Consider the following 13,762-nt stretch of genomic DNA (forward strand, 5'->3'; position numbering starts at 1 on the left):
GGCCCGAGTTCTGATCGTGGCCCGGACCGGGACGGCCGGTGGCACGGACCCGGTTCAACCGCCGTTCGACCGTGACGCCTCCGCCGGCGTCTAGAGATCTTTAACGGCTTGGGTGACGAAGGTTGGGCGATTCCGGTCTTGATGACGAGGGCATGAAGCCGAGATCGACCTGCTGCCGCAGTCGAGCACAGCAGGGTTGCGAACCTTGAGCACCTCACCTTGGACAAGCCGTGGGTGCCGCGCGGAGCCACCGATCTGGGAGGTCGGCGGCAGGCTCCTAATCGCTGCCACCCGTTGCCTACGACGTCTACGATGTGGCGTCCGCACCGAGCGGACCCAGACGGCCATCCACTGCAGCGCCAGCCCGGCGGGCGGCCTCGCCGGCGCGGGCAATGGCGCCGAGACCGGCGGAAGTGGGCTTCGTGGGCGGGCCGGTCGGCGTGGTGGCGGTGGCCTCGGTGACGTGCTCGGCAGCGGCAGCGGCAGCGGCATCGGCGAGGGCACCTTGTGGACGGGATCGAGGATGTGTTGCAGATGAGGACCTGGCTGGCGGGGCTGTTCACAAAGGGACGCCGCCGCACCACGGAGGGGACCGTGCCGGAGAGCCGGGCGGAGATCACGCCCGAGGAGCGGGCGGTTCTGCTTGTCGGAATCCTTGACGACCCCACGGCGCGCGAGGACGAAAAGTCCGACGCGGCTATGGACCTGGAGTTTTTCACCGGCCCGCTCGTCGAATCGGGCCTGATCCGGATCATCCGCGCCGAGGACTTCACCAGCGTGCTGGCCCAGCAGTGTGCGGAGTCCCTCGGCGGGATCTGGGCCCGAACCGGCCGCGTGGACCTCGCCTTCATGACGGAGCTGCGGGGTCAGGCGAAGAACGAGGTCTTCGCCGTCCTCGGCGACCGCGCCCCACACCTGCTGCCCCCTGGCGCCTTGTAGAAGATCTTTAACGGCTGGGTCAGGGAGGTTCGAGGTCGAGCCTGGTCCGGGCGATGAGGCCCGGCGGCGGGCCGTGTCAGGGTCGCCGTCGGGCTCGCCGTTCCGGAGAACCGCGATGTACGACCGTTCGCCGGACGCACCGCGACGGCTCGCGCGAGATGGTTCCCGGTGGCGACCCGGAAAACGGATCCAGATCTGACGGAGTATCAGAAAAGGCCTTCCCTCGGCCGGGCGACTGCGGCATCCTGCGGCCATGCAGACGGAGCTGAGCAAGCAACTGGGGATCGAGCACGCCATCTTCGGCTTCACGCCGTTTCCCGCCGTCGCCGCGGCCATCAGTCGCGCGGGCGGTCTCGGCGTGCTCGGCGCGGTCCGCTACACCGCCCCCGACGACCTCAAGCGCGACCTCGACTGGATCGAGGCGAACGTCGACGGCAGGCCCTACGGTCTGGACGTGGTGATGCCGGCCAAGAAGGTCGAGGGGGTCTCCGAGGCGGACGTCGAGGCGATGATCCCCGAAGGCCACCGGCAGTTCGTCGCGGACACCCTCGCCAAGTACGGCGTGCCCGGCCTCGCCGAGGGGGAGGCCCCCGGCTGGCGCATCACGGGCTGGATGGAACAGGTCGCGCGCACCCAGCTCGACGTCGCCTTCGACCATCCCATCAGGCTGCTGGCCAACGCGCTGGGCTCACCGCCCGCCGACGTCGTGCGGCGTGCTCACGACCAAGGGGTGCTCGTCGCCGCCCTCGCGGGCAGCGCCCGGCACGCCCGCAAGCACGCCGAGGCGGGCATCGACGTCGTCGTCGCGCAGGGCTACGAGGCGGGCGGCCACACCGGGGAGATCGCCTCGATGGTGCTCACGCCGGAGGTCGTCGACGCCGTCGACCCGCTGCCCGTCCTCGCGGCAGGCGGCATCGGCAGCGGGCAGCAGGTGGCCGCCGCGCTCAGCCTCGGCGCCCAGGGCGTATGGCTCGGTTCCCTGTGGCTGACCGTCACCGAGGCCGACTTGCACTCGCCGGCCGTGACGCGCAAGCTGCTGGCCGCCGGGTCCGGCGACACCGTCCGCTCGCGCGCGCTGACCGGGAAGCCGGCCCGCCAGTTGCGCACCGAGTGGACCGACGCCTGGGACGATCCGCACGGTCCCGGCACCCTGCCCATGCCCCTGCAGGGGCTGCTGGTGGCCGAGGCCGTCTCCCGCATCCAGAAGTACGAGGTGGAGCCACTGCTCGGGACGCCCGTCGGGCAGATCGTCGGCCGGATGAACAGCGAACGCAGCGTGCAGGCCGTCTTCGACGACCTGACCCGCGGTTTCGAGCACGCCGTCGACCGCATCAACAGGATCGCCGGAAGGAGCGCCCGACCGTGACCACCTCGACCTCACCGAACGGCTTCTGGGCCCAGGCCACCGCCGACCCCGGGCGGACGGTCCTCGTCACCCCGGACGGCGACGAGTGGAGCGCCGGCCGACTGCACACCGCGGCCAACCAACTGGTGCACGGGCTGAGCGCCGCCGGGCTGGAACGCGGTGACGCCTTCGCCGTCGTCCTGCCCAACGGCGTCGAGTTCCTCGTCGCCTACCTCGCCGCCTCGCAGGCGGGCCTCTACCTCGTCCCCGTCAACCACCACCTCGTCGGCCCCGAGATCGCCTGGATCGTCTCGGACTCTGGCGCCAAGGTCCTCATCGCCCACGAACGGTTCGCCGACGCCGCCCGCCACGCCGCCGACGAGGCGGGACTGCCGCCCACGAGCCGCTACGCCGTCGGCCGGGTCGACGGCTTCCGGCCGTACACCGAACTCCTCGCCGGACAGGACGGATCGGCGCCCGCCGACCGCACCCTCGGCTGGGTCATGAACTACACCTCGGGCACCACGGGCCGCCCCCGCGGCATCCGCCGACCGCTGCCCGGCAAGCTCCCCGAGGAGACCTACCTCGGCGGCTTCCTCGGCATCTTCGGCATCAGGCCCTTCGACGACAACGTCCACCTCGTCTGCTCGCCGCTCTACCACACGGCCGTACTCCAGTTCGCGGGCGCCTCCCTGCACATCGGCCACCGTCTGGTGCTGATGGACAAGTGGACACCCGAGGAGATGCTCCGGGTCGTCGACACCCACCGGTGCACCCACACCCACATGGTCCCGACCCAGTTCCACCGGCTGCTGGCGCTCCCCGACGAGGTCCGCGCCCGCTACGACGTGTCGTCGATGAGGCACGCCATCCACGGCGCCGCCCCCTGCCCCGACCACGTGAAACGGGCCATGATCGAGTGGTGGGGCCACAGCGTCGAGGAGTACTACGCGGCCAGCGAGGGCGGCGGCGCTTTCGCGACGGCCGAGGACTGGCTGAAGAAACCCGGCACCGTCGGCAAGGCCTGGCCCATCAGCGAACTCGCCGTCTTCGACGACGACGGCAAGCGGCTGCCACCCGGTGAACTCGGCACCGTCTACATGAAGATGAGCACCGGCGGATTCTCGTACCACAAGGACGAGAGCAAGACGAAGAAGAACCGCATCGGTGACTTCTTCACCGTCGGCGACCTCGGCTTTCTCGACGAGGACGGCTATCTCTTCCTCCGCGACCGCAAGATCGACATGATCATCTCCGGCGGCGTCAACATCTACCCGGCCGAGATCGAGGCCGCGCTGCTCTCCCACCCCGCCGTCGCCGACGCGGCGGCCTTCGGCATCCCGCACGACGACTGGGGCGAGGAGGTCAAGGCCGTCGTCGAGCCCGCACCCGGACACACACCGGGAGCGGCCCTCGCCGCGGACGTCCTGCGCCACTGCGCGGAACGTCTCGCCGGGTACAAGTGCCCCAAGAGCGTCGACTTCATCGAGTCGATGCCGCGCGACCCGAACGGGAAGCTCTACAAACGGCGGCTGCGGGACCCGTACTGGGAGGGCCGCACCCGAGCCGTGTGAGACGCGTCCCTGAAGGGCCCGCCCGGACGCACGAGGACCCGGTGGCCACCTCGATGTGTCCGCCGGCGGGCGCGATCCCACACCGGCTCGACCTCGCTCCACACTTCCAGCGACTCCGTGCCGACCGGCACCGGGACGCTCTTGCCGCCCGCGCGTCGAACTAGTCGGCGCCCGGATGGGGTTGAGCGCGCCGCCCGCCGGCGCGGCTCCGTCACCGTGTCGGCGAGGGGCCGCAGCGACCCTGCGGACCGCGTGTCGGGCGTGATCGTGCGGTCCCACGCCCCGCGTGCGCGACCCGCCCCGCGCACGTCGACGGATCCGCCGTCGCTGCCCACAGCCGTACCGCCGCCTTCGCCACCGGCGTCGCGACAGGCGGAGCGTCTTCGCGTCGAACGCGCCGAACGCTTGACCGCGCTCACGGACCGGAACGAGGATCACGCCAGAGCGGCGGACGAAGGAGCAGGTCATGACGGCGGGACGAAGTGTCACGGTCGACGGGGTGCTGCGCCGCAGCGCCCGGCGGACCCCGGAGCGCGTCGCGGTCCACTACCGCGACCGCTCATGGACCTACGCCGAACTCGACGAGGCCGTCTCCCGCGCGGCCCAGGCCCTGCGCTCCGCGGGACTGGCGCCCGGCGACCGCGTCGGCGCCTACGGCCACAACTCGGACGCCTACCTGATCGGCTTCCTCGCCTGCGCCCGCGGCGGACTGGTGCACGTGCCGGTCAACCAGAACCTGACCGGTGACGACCTGGCGTACATCGTCGGCCAGGCCGGCTGCGGACTCGTCCTGACCGATCCGGACCTGGCCGGGAACCTGCCCGAGGGCACGCGCACCCTGCCCCTGCGCGACGCCGGCGACTCACTGCTCGCGCGACTGGCCGAGACCCCGCCGTACGACGGCCCGGAGCCGCGCGGTGAGGATCTGACGCAACTCCTGTACACATCGGGCACCACCGCGCTGCCCAAGGGCGCGATGATGACGCACCGCGCGCTGGTGCACGAGTACCTGAGCGCGATCACCGCCCTCGACCTGCAGGCCGGCGACCTGCCCGTGCACGCGCTGCCGCTCTACCACTCGGCCCAGATGCATGTGTTCCTGCTGCCGTATCTCGCCGTCGGCGCCGTGAACGTGATCCTCGACGCGCCCGACGCCGACACGATCCTCGACCTGGTCGAGGCGGGACGCGCGGACAGCCTGTTCGCCCCGCCCACCGTGTGGATCGGCCTGGCCAACCGGCCCGACTTCGCGACCCGCGACCTGAGCGGGCTGCGCAAGGCGTACTACGGGGCGTCGATCATGCCGGTACCCGTCCTGGAGCGACTGCGGGAACAGCTGCCGAAGCTGGCGTTCTACAACTGCTTCGGCCAGAGCGAGATCGGCCCCCTGGCCATGGTCCTCGGCCCCCACGAGCACAAGGGCCGGATGGACTCCTGCGGGCGGCCGGTGCTGTTCGTGGAGGCCCGGGTCGTCGACGAGTCCGGCAAGGACGTGGCCGACGGGGAGCGGGGCGAGATCGTCTACCGCTCACCGCAGTTGTGCGAGGGCTACTGGGACAAGCCGGAGGAGACGGCCGAGGCCTTCCGCGACGGCTGGTTCCACTCCGGGGACCTCGCGGTCCACGACGAGGACGGGTTCTTCACCGTCGTGGACCGGGTGAAGGACGTCATCAACTCCGGCGGCGTCCTGGTCGCTTCGCGGCAGGTGGAGGACGCGCTCTACACGCACGAGTCGGTCGCCGAGGTGGCGGTGATCGGCCTGCCCGACGAACGGTGGATCGAGGCGGTCACGGCGGTCGTCGTCGCGCGCGCTGAGGTCAGCGGGGACGAACTCGTCGCGCACGCACGCGAGAAGCTCGCCCACTTCAAAGCGCCCAAGCGGGTGCTGTTCGTGGACGAGCTGCCGCGCAACGCGAGCGGGAAGATCCTCAAGCGGGAACTGAGGGACCGGTTCGCGGCGGAGTCGTAGGCCGCGCCGGACCCCGCCGTCCGGCGGCGGACGCGATTCAGCGCTCCCGCAGGTCGACGATCCGCCTGATCTTCCCCACGGACCGCTCCAGCGACTCCGGCTCGACGACCTCGACGGTGACCGACACGCCGATCCCGTCCTTCACGGCCGCCGTGATGGAGTGCACGGCCGCGGCGCGGAGTTCCGGTGTGGCGCCGGGCCGTGCCTCGGCCCGTACGGTGAGCGCGTCGAGACGGCCCTCACGGGTCAGCCGGAGCTGGAAGTGCGGCGCGACGCCCGGCGTGCGCAGCACGATCTCCTCGATCTGCGTCGGGAAGAGATTGACCCCCCGCAGGATCACCATGTCGTCGCTGCGCCCGGTGATCTTCTCCATCCGCCGGAAGACGCGGGCGCTGCCGGGCAGCAGCCGGGTGAGGTCCCGCGTCCGGTAGCGGATCACGGGCATGGCCTCCTTGGTGAGCGAGGTGAACACCAGCTCGCCCTCGGCGCCGTCCGGCAGCACCTCGCCGGTGATCGGGTCGACGACCTCCGGATAGAAGTGGTCCTCCCAGATGTGCAGCCCGTCCTTGGTCTCCACGCACTCCTGGGCGACGCCCGGGCCGACCACCTCCGACAGGCCGTAGATGTCCACGGCGTCGATGGCGAACCGCTCCTCGATCTCGCGCCGCATCTCCTCCGTCCACGGCTCCGCGCCGAAGACACCCACCCGCAGCGAGGTGCCGCGCGGGTCGACACCCTGCCGCTCGAACTCGTCGAGCAGCGTGAGCATGTACGAGGGGGTCACCATGATGACCTCGGGGCGCAGGTCCTGGATCAGCTGGACCTGCCGTGCCGTCATGCCGCCGGACGCGGGGATCACCGTGCAGCCGAGCCGTTCGGCGCCGTAGTGGGCGCCGAGACCTCCCGTGAACAGCCCGTAGCCGTAGGCCACATGAACCTTGTCGCCCGGCCGCCCGCCCGCCGCCCGGATCGAACGGGCCACCATGTCGGACCACATGGAAAGGTCGTTGTCCGTGTAGCCGACGACCGTGGGGCGCCCGGTGGTCCCGCTCGACGCGTGCAGGCGGCGGATCCGTTCCTGGGGCACGGCGAACATCCCGTACGGATAGTTCTCGCGCAGGTCCGACTTCGTCGTGAACGGGAAACGTGCCAGGTCGGACAGGGTGCGACAGTCCTCCGGCCGTACGCCCGCCTTGTCGAAGGACTCCCGGTAGAAGGGCACGTTCTCGTACGCGTGCCGCAACGACGCCCGCAGCCGTTCCTCCTGCAACGCCCGCAGCGCGTCGGCGTCCAGCCGCTCTCCCGCGTCCAGCAGGTCCTTCGACACCGTGGAATCCGCCATGGGGACTCCTCCCTCACCAACCGTACCAATCCGGGCGACCGATCATTCGGTCGAGCTGTTCGGGATCAGTAATTCAGGCCGGTCCGTCTCGTGCAAGGGGTCGGCGTCCAGTTTCTTCGCGAGCCCGTGCCCGAGGTGCGGCAGGCGAGGGCGGCGCGGGGCTCAGCCGGCGGCCTCCGCGGCCACCGAGCGTGCCCAGCGGTAGTCGGCCTTGCCGCTGGGTGATCGCTGGATGGCGTCCGTGATGACCAGCTGGCGGGGGATCTTGTAGCCGGCGAGGTGGTCCCGGACGTGCTCCTGGATGTCCTCCAGGGACGGCCGGCGCGCCCCCTCGCGCAGTTGCACGACCGCCGCCACGTGGTTGCCCCACCTCTCGTCCGGCACGCCGGCGACCAGGGCGTCGTACACGTCCGGATGGGACTTGAGGGCCTGCTCGACCTCCTCCGGGTAGACCTTCTCGCCGCCGGTGTTGATGCACTGGGAGCCGCGGCCGAGGACGGTGACGATGCCCTCCTCGTCGATGGTGGCCATGTCGCCGAGCAGGACCCACCGCTCGCCGTCCCTCCGGAAGAAGGTCTCAGCGGTCTTCCTCGGGTCGTTGTAGTAGCCGAGGGGTACATGGCCACGCTGCGCGATGCGTCCGATCTCACCTGCGGCGACCGGTTCGTGGGTCGCCGGATCCACCACCTGGGTGCGGGAGTTGACGCGCACCCGGAAGCCTCTGCCGGGGCCCGAGTCGGCAGTGGCGGTGCCGTTGAAGCCGGACTCCGAGGAGCCGAAGTTGTTGAGCAGCATCACGTTCGGGACCAGCGCCTGGAACTGCGCGCGGACCGTCTCCGACATGATGGCGCCGGACGACGACAGGCTGAACATGGAGGAGCAGTCCGTGCCCTTCATGGACCCCTTCAGCGCGTCGATCAGAGGTCGCAGCATCGCGTCGCCGACCAGTGACACGCTGGTGACCCGCTCCCGCTCGATCGTCCGCAGGACCTCCTCGGGCACGAACTTGCGGTGGATCACCACCCGTTGCCCGAAGTTGAACCCGATGAAGGCCGTCAGTGTCGAGGTGCCGTGCATCAGCGGGGGAGTGGGGAAGAACGTGATGCCCTCACCGCCCGCCGCGACCCGCTCGGCGAGCTCCTCCGGCTTCGCGACCGGCTCACCCGTCGGGGCGCCGCCGCCCAGGCCCGCGAAGAAGAGGTCCTCCTGCCGCCACATGACGCCCTTGGGCATACCGGTCGTGCCGCCGGTGTAGATGATGAACTGGTCGTCCGCCGAGCGCGCCGGGAAGCCCCGCCCGGGAGACCCGGCGGCCTCGGCGTCCGCGAAGTCCACGAGGGTCGGAGCGGGGGCGGAGGCGGGGGCGGAGGCGTCGGGGGCGGTCCGCGCGCCGGCCGTCCCGGCGCCGGACGCGGGCGTTCCCACCCGCACGAGGTGGCGCAGGGCGCGGGTCCGCGGGAGCGCCGCCGTCACCCGGTCGGCGAACTCCGCGTCGAAGACCAGGGCCACCAGATCGGCGTCCTGGTAGAGGTAGACCAACTCCTCCTCGACGTAGCGGTAGTTGACGTTGACCGGCACGATCCGCGCCTTCAGGCAGGCCAGGACGGTCTGCACGTACTCGATCCCGTTGTACAGGTGCAGCCCCAGGTGTTCGCCGGGGCGGATGCCACTGTCGATCAGGTGGTGGGCGATGCGGTTCGCCGCCGAGTCCAGTTGCGCGTACGTCAGCCGGCGTTCCGCGCCCGTGCCGGGGTGGTCGAGGTAGACCAGCGCCTCGCGGTCGGGGACCGCGTCGACGACCGACTCGAACAGGTCGGCAAGGTTGTACTCCACCGCTCCTCCTGACGCCGAACGTCCGGGGCCGCCCCTCGGCTCGACGGTCATCAGAGCAAAGCCCGCCGCAACTGGGAAGGGCCCGCGCAGAAGAAATCTGACTGTCTGTCAGAAAACCCTTGTACTGACTCCACACCTCCTGCAACCTGTTCTCGTTCCTGCGACGGGAGGACGGCAATGGGTGGGACGGAACACCTCACCGTGCGGCGCGAAGGCGCCACGCTGGTGCTCACGCTCAACAGGCCCGAGGCCAAGAACGCGCTTTCGCTGCCGATGCTGGTCGGCCTGTACGACGGCTGGACCGAGGCCGACGCGGACGACGCGGTCCGCTCGATCGTGCTCACCGGCGCGGGCGGCGCCTTCTGCGCCGGCATGGACCTCAAGGCGCTGGCCGGAAAGGGCATGGAGGGCGAGCAGTACCGGGACCGGCTGAAAGCCGACCCCGATCTGCACTGGAAGGCGATGCTGCGCCACCACCGCCCCCGTAAACCGGTGATCGCCGCCGTCGAGGGACCCTGTGTCGCGGGCGGTACCGAGATCCTCCAGGGCACCGACATCCGTGTCGCGGGCGAGTCGGCGCTCTTCGGCCTCTTCGAGGTCAGACGCGGACTGTTCCCGATCGGTGGCTCCACGGTCCGTCTGCCACGCCAGATCCCGCGCACGCACGCCCTCGAAATGCTGCTGACGGGGCGCTCCTACTCGGCCGCGGAGGCCGCCGGCATCGGTCTCGTCGGCCAGGTCGTACCGGACGGAACGGCGCTCGCCAAGGCGCTCGAGATCGCCGAACGGGTCAACGCCTGCGGCCCGCTCGCCGTCGAGGCCGTCAAGGCGTCCGTGTACGAGACCGCCGAGATGACCGAGACCGACGGCCTCGCCGCCGAGCTCGCGCGCGGCTGGCCGATCTTCGACACCGCGGACGCCAAGGAGGGCTCCCGCGCCTTCGCCGAGAAGCGCCCACCCGTCTACCGGCGCGTCTGACCCCCGAGCTCCCGCCCGGGCGCGCCTGACCTCCGAAGGAGACATCCGGGATGCCCGAAGTCCTCAAAGCCCCCCTCGTCGTCGAGTTCCCCTTCACCCGCTCGCTCGGCCCCGTCCAGAGCGCGTTCCTCACCGGACTGCGCGAGCGGGTGGTCCTCGGCGTGCGGACCGCCGACGGCAGGACGCTCGTCCCGCCCGTCGAGTACGACCCCGTCACCGCCGCCGAACTGCGCGACCTGGTCGAGGTCGCCCCCACCGGCACCGTCACCACCTGGGCCTGGAACCACGCCCCGCGCCGCGGCCAGCCCCTCGACACCCCCTTCGCCTGGGTCCTGGTCAGGCTCGACGGCGCCGACACCGCCCTGCTGCACGCCCTCGACGCTCCCGGCCCCGACGCCGTGCGCACCGGCATGCGGGTGCGCGTCCGCTGGGCCGGGGAACGCTCCGGGGCCATCACGGACATCGCCTGCTTCGAACCGTACGACGGCGATCCGGGCGAAACCGGCGGTCACGACGGCAGGTTCGCCGACCTGGTGACCGGCATCGTCACCCCCGCCCGCCTCGACTACGTGTACTCACCCGGCCGCGCCCAGAGCGCGTACATCGAGGCCCTCTCCGAGCGGCGCACCGTGGGGGAGCGCTGCCCGTTGTGCCGCAAGGTGTACGTCCCGCCCCGGGGCGCGTGCCCCACCTGCGGGGTCGCCACCGCGGAACAGGTCGAGGTGGGGCCGCGCGGCACGGTCACCACGTACTGCATCGTCAACATCAAGGCCAGGAACCTCGACATCGAGGTGCCCTACGTCTACGCCCACATCGCCCTCGACGGCGCCGACCTCGCGCTGCACGGCCGGATCGGCGGCATCCCCTACGACCAGGTGCGGATGGGGCTCAGGGTGGAGCCGGTGTGGACGCGGGACGGCCGCCACCCCGACCACTACCGGCCGGCCGGCGAACCCGACGCGGACTACGAGACGTACAAGGAGCTGTTGTAGATGCGGCCCATCAGGGACGTCGCCGTGGTCGCCTTCGGGCAGACCGACCACCGGCGCACCAGCGACGAACTCTCCGAGGTGGAGATGCTCATGCCGGTCCTGCACGAGGTCCTGGACCGGACCGGCCTGAAGACCAGCGACATCGACTTCACCTGCTCCGGTTCCACGGACTACCTCGCGGGCCGCGCCTTCTCCTTCACCATGGCCCTCGACGGGGTGGGCGCCTGGCCGCCGATCTCCGAGTCGCACGTGGAGATGGACGGGGCGTGGGCGCTGTACGAGGCCTGGACGAAGCTCCTCACCGGTGACGCCGACACCGCGCTCGTGTACGCGTACGGGAAGTCGTCGCCCGGTTCCGTACGGGACGTCCTGACCCGGCAGCTCGACCCGTACTACGTCGCGCCCCTGTGGCCCGACTCGGTCGCGCTCGCCGCACTCCAGGCCCGGGCGCTCATCGACGCGGGGGACACCGACGAGCCCGCGCTCGCCGGTGTCGCGTCCCGCAGCCGGACCTCGGCGGCCGCCAACTCCCACGCGCAGCTGCGCGGTTCGGTGGCCCAGGGCGACTACGTCGTACGTCCGTTGCGGACCGGTGACTGCCCGCCGGTCGGGGACGGCGCCGCCGCGGTGATCCTCGCGGCCGGCGAGCGGGCCCGCGAGCTGTGCGAGCGGCCCGCCTGGATCCGCGGCATCGACCACCGCATCGAGGCCCACAGCCTCGGCGTGCGCGACCTGACCGACTCCCCGTCCGCCCGCCTCGCCGCCGAGCGGGCCGGGGCCTTCGAACGACCGGTCGACACGGCGGAGTTGCACGCGCCCTTCACCTCGCAGGAGATCGTCCTGCGCAAGGCGCTGCGGCTCGCGGACGACGTGGACGTCAACCCCTCCGGCGGAGCGCTCGCGGCCAATCCGGTCATGGTGGCCGGACTCGTCCGCATCGGAGAGGCCGCCGCGCGCATCCACTGGGGCACATCAGACCGGGCGCTCGCCCACGCCACCTCGGGGCCCTGCCTCCAACAGAACCTGGTCGCCGTACTCGAAGGGGATCCGCGATGAGCAAGGAGCCCGTGGCCGTCGTAGGCGTCGGCCAGACCAAGCACGTGGCGGCCCGGCGGGACGTGTCGATCGCCGGCCTGGTCCGCGAGGCGGCCCACCGGGCCCTGGAGGACGCGGAGCTGACCTGGTCCGACGTCGACGCCGTCGTCATCGGCAAGGCACCCGACTTCTTCGAGGGCGTCATGATGCCGGAGCTGTACCTCGCCGACGCGCTCGGCGCCGTCGGCAAGCCGATGCTGCGCGTGCACACGGCGGGCTCCGTCGGCGGCTCGACCGCGCTGGTCGCCACCAACCTCGTCGCGGGCCGCGTCCACGGCACCGTCCTGACCCTGGCCTACGAGAAGCAGTCCGAGTCGAACGCCATGTGGGGCCTGTCCCTGCCCATCCCCTTCCAGCAGCCGCTGCTGGCGGGGGCGGGCGGTTTCTTCGCGCCGCACGTACGCGCGTACATGCGGCGTACGGGTGCGCCCGACACCGTCGGCTCCCTGGTCGCCTACAAGGACCGCCGCAACGCGCTCAAGAACCCCTACGCGCACCTCCACGAGCACGACATCACCCTGGAGAAGGTCCAGGCCTCCCCGATGCTCTGGGACCCGATCCGCTACTCGGAGACCTGCCCGTCCTCGGACGGTGCCTGCGCCATGATCCTCACCGACCGTGCGGGCGCGGCCCGTTCACCCCGTCCGCCCGCGTGGCTGCACGGCGGCGCGATGCGCAGCGAGCCCACCCTGTTCGCCGGCAAGGACTGCGTGTCCCCGCGGGCGGGCAAGGACTGCGCGGCCGACGTCTACCGGCAGGCGGGCATCGCGGACCCGCGCCGGGACATCGACGCCGTGGAAATGTACGTACCCTTCTCCTGGTACGAACCCATGTGGCTGGAGAACCTCGGCTTCGCCGACGAGGGCGAGGGCTGGAAACTCACGGAATCCGGGGTGACGGAGCTCGACGGGGACCTGCCCGTCAACATGTCGGGCGGCGTACTCTCCACCAATCCGATCGGCGCCTCCGGGATGATCCGCTTCGCGGAAGCGGCCCTCCAGGTACGCGGGCAGGCGGGAGAACACCAGGTGGAAGGGGCTCGCAGGGTCCTGGGACACGCCTACGGAGGCGGCTCCCAGTTCTTCTCGATGTGGCTGGTCGGGGCCGAGCCGCCCAACTCCTGAAACCGTCCCCCTCACGTGGCCTGTCCGCCACCGGAACCGATCGCTAGGCTGGCGGCGGACGACGAACCGGGAGGAGCACGGACGTGGCCGAGAGCACCATCGAGCAACACCCGCTCGCGGGCTGGGACAAGCCTGAGCTGGACCTGAGCAAGGCCGAATGGCAGTCCAGCAGCCGAGGGCGAGGTGACGTCCAGATCGCCTTTGTCGAGGGCTTCATCGCGATGCGCAACAGCGGCCGCGCCGAGAGCCCTTCCTTGATCTTCACGCCCGCCGAGTGGGGCGCGTTCGTGTCGGGGGCCCGCGAGGGCGAGTTCGATCTGACCTGAGCCGGCGCCTCGCACGAGGAGAACGAACGCGCGAGCGGTGACCCCGTCCCCCGGCCGGTGCCGAGCCGTACCGGACCCGGGAGACGGCCGGCACCTCCCGCGCCCGGCCGCGTACGGCTGACGGCCGGCACCTCCCGCGCCCGGCCGCGCACGGCTGCCGCCCGCGAAGGGCCGTCGCCCGCGGGTCACTTCGGCGAGGCGCGCCCGCACCCGGGGCGACGCGCTCCGGCGTATCGCCCCCGCCA

11 protein-coding genes are annotated in these 13,762 nt (G+C 71.3%); 9 read left to right on the plus strand and 2 right to left on the minus strand.

What is annotated here, in order from left to right; genetic code table 11:
- Positions 1-534 precede the first annotated feature (534 nt).
- The 4 genes from OG199_RS38660 to OG199_RS38675 all read left to right on the plus strand — a co-directional run bounded on the left by OG199_RS38660 (position 535) and on the right by OG199_RS38675 (position 5,827).
- Positions 535-939 (plus strand): hypothetical protein, encoded by a 405-nt coding sequence (locus OG199_RS38660; protein WP_405833517.1) that lies wholly within the window; start codon positions 535-537, stop codon positions 937-939.
- A 253-nt stretch (positions 940-1,192) separates the two neighbouring features.
- Positions 1,193-2,305: an NAD(P)H-dependent flavin oxidoreductase gene (locus OG199_RS38665; protein ID WP_405833518.1), complete on the plus strand. Its 1,113-nt coding sequence runs from the start codon at positions 1,193-1,195 to the stop codon at positions 2,303-2,305.
- On the plus strand, positions 2,302-3,858 hold the full coding sequence (locus OG199_RS38670; protein WP_405833520.1) for an acyl-CoA synthetase: 1,557 nt from the start codon (positions 2,302-2,304) through the stop codon (positions 3,856-3,858). The genes OG199_RS38665 and OG199_RS38670 overlap by 4 nt, the downstream gene beginning before the upstream one ends.
- A 466-nt stretch (positions 3,859-4,324) precedes the next feature.
- Positions 4,325-5,827, plus strand: coding sequence for an acyl-CoA synthetase (locus tag OG199_RS38675; protein ID WP_401802325.1), 1,503 nt, complete (start codon positions 4,325-4,327; stop codon positions 5,825-5,827).
- Positions 5,828-5,864: 37 nt separating this feature from the next.
- Here the strand turns inward: OG199_RS38675 and paaK are convergent, their stop codons facing one another.
- Both paaK and OG199_RS38685 read right to left on the minus strand, forming a co-directional pair.
- On the minus strand, positions 5,865-7,169 hold the full coding sequence (paaK, locus tag OG199_RS38680; protein WP_401802328.1) for a phenylacetate--CoA ligase PaaK: 1,305 nt from the start codon (positions 7,167-7,169) through the stop codon (positions 5,865-5,867).
- A 162-nt stretch (positions 7,170-7,331) separates the two neighbouring features.
- Positions 7,332-9,002 (minus strand): acyl-CoA synthetase, encoded by a 1,671-nt coding sequence (locus tag OG199_RS38685; protein ID WP_405833521.1) that lies wholly within the window; start codon positions 9,000-9,002, stop codon positions 7,332-7,334.
- A 177-nt stretch (positions 9,003-9,179) separates the two neighbouring features.
- Here OG199_RS38685 and OG199_RS38690 point away from each other — a divergent pair, with 177 nt between their 5' ends.
- The 5 genes from OG199_RS38690 (at position 9,180) to OG199_RS38710 (ending at position 13,517) form a co-directional block, all read left to right on the plus strand.
- Positions 9,180-9,980 carry a crotonase/enoyl-CoA hydratase family protein gene (locus tag OG199_RS38690; RefSeq protein WP_405833523.1) on the plus strand — a complete coding sequence of 267 codons (801 nt, stop codon included), beginning with the start codon at positions 9,180-9,182 and terminating at the stop codon, positions 9,978-9,980.
- A 50-nt stretch (positions 9,981-10,030) separates the two neighbouring features.
- Positions 10,031-10,972 carry a Zn-ribbon domain-containing OB-fold protein gene (locus OG199_RS38695; protein WP_405833524.1) on the plus strand — a complete coding sequence of 314 codons (942 nt, stop codon included), beginning with the start codon at positions 10,031-10,033 and terminating at the stop codon, positions 10,970-10,972.
- A complete protein-coding gene (locus tag OG199_RS38700; protein ID WP_405833525.1) occupies positions 10,973-12,028 on the plus strand; it encodes a thiolase domain-containing protein in 1,056 nt (351 codons plus the stop codon).
- Positions 12,025-13,191 carry a thiolase domain-containing protein gene (locus OG199_RS38705; RefSeq protein ID WP_356803973.1) on the plus strand — a complete coding sequence of 389 codons (1,167 nt, stop codon included), beginning with the start codon at positions 12,025-12,027 and terminating at the stop codon, positions 13,189-13,191. The genes OG199_RS38700 and OG199_RS38705 overlap by 4 nt, the downstream gene beginning before the upstream one ends.
- A gap of 83 nt (positions 13,192-13,274) precedes the next feature.
- On the plus strand, positions 13,275-13,517 hold the full coding sequence (locus OG199_RS38710; protein WP_168526326.1) for a DUF397 domain-containing protein: 243 nt from the start codon (positions 13,275-13,277) through the stop codon (positions 13,515-13,517).
- Positions 13,518-13,762: the final 245 nt, after the last annotated feature.

Source organism: Streptomyces sp. NBC_01176, assembly GCF_045039825.1.
In the GTDB taxonomy this organism is placed as follows: Bacteria; Actinomycetota; Actinomycetes; order Streptomycetales; family Streptomycetaceae; genus Streptomyces.

Excerpts from the sequence above, each read along its gene's own strand:
- OG199_RS38660 (WP_405833517.1), top strand. The coding sequence starts at position 535 with ATGAGGACCTGGCTGGCGGGGCTGTTCACAAAGGGACGCCGCCGCACC.
- OG199_RS38665 (WP_405833518.1), top strand. The coding sequence starts at position 1,193 with ATGCAGACGGAGCTGAGCAAGCAACTGGGGATCGAGCACGCCATCTTC.
- OG199_RS38675 (WP_401802325.1), top strand. The coding sequence starts at position 4,325 with ATGACGGCGGGACGAAGTGTCACGGTCGACGGGGTGCTGCGCCGCAGC.
- paaK (WP_401802328.1), bottom strand. The coding sequence starts at position 7,169 with ATGGCGGATTCCACGGTGTCGAAGGACCTGCTGGACGCGGGAGAGCGG.
- OG199_RS38690 (WP_405833523.1), top strand. The coding sequence starts at position 9,180 with ATGGGTGGGACGGAACACCTCACCGTGCGGCGCGAAGGCGCCACGCTG.
- OG199_RS38695 (WP_405833524.1), top strand. The coding sequence starts at position 10,031 with ATGCCCGAAGTCCTCAAAGCCCCCCTCGTCGTCGAGTTCCCCTTCACC.
- OG199_RS38700 (WP_405833525.1), top strand. The coding sequence starts at position 10,973 with ATGCGGCCCATCAGGGACGTCGCCGTGGTCGCCTTCGGGCAGACCGAC.
- OG199_RS38705 (WP_356803973.1), top strand. The coding sequence starts at position 12,025 with ATGAGCAAGGAGCCCGTGGCCGTCGTAGGCGTCGGCCAGACCAAGCAC.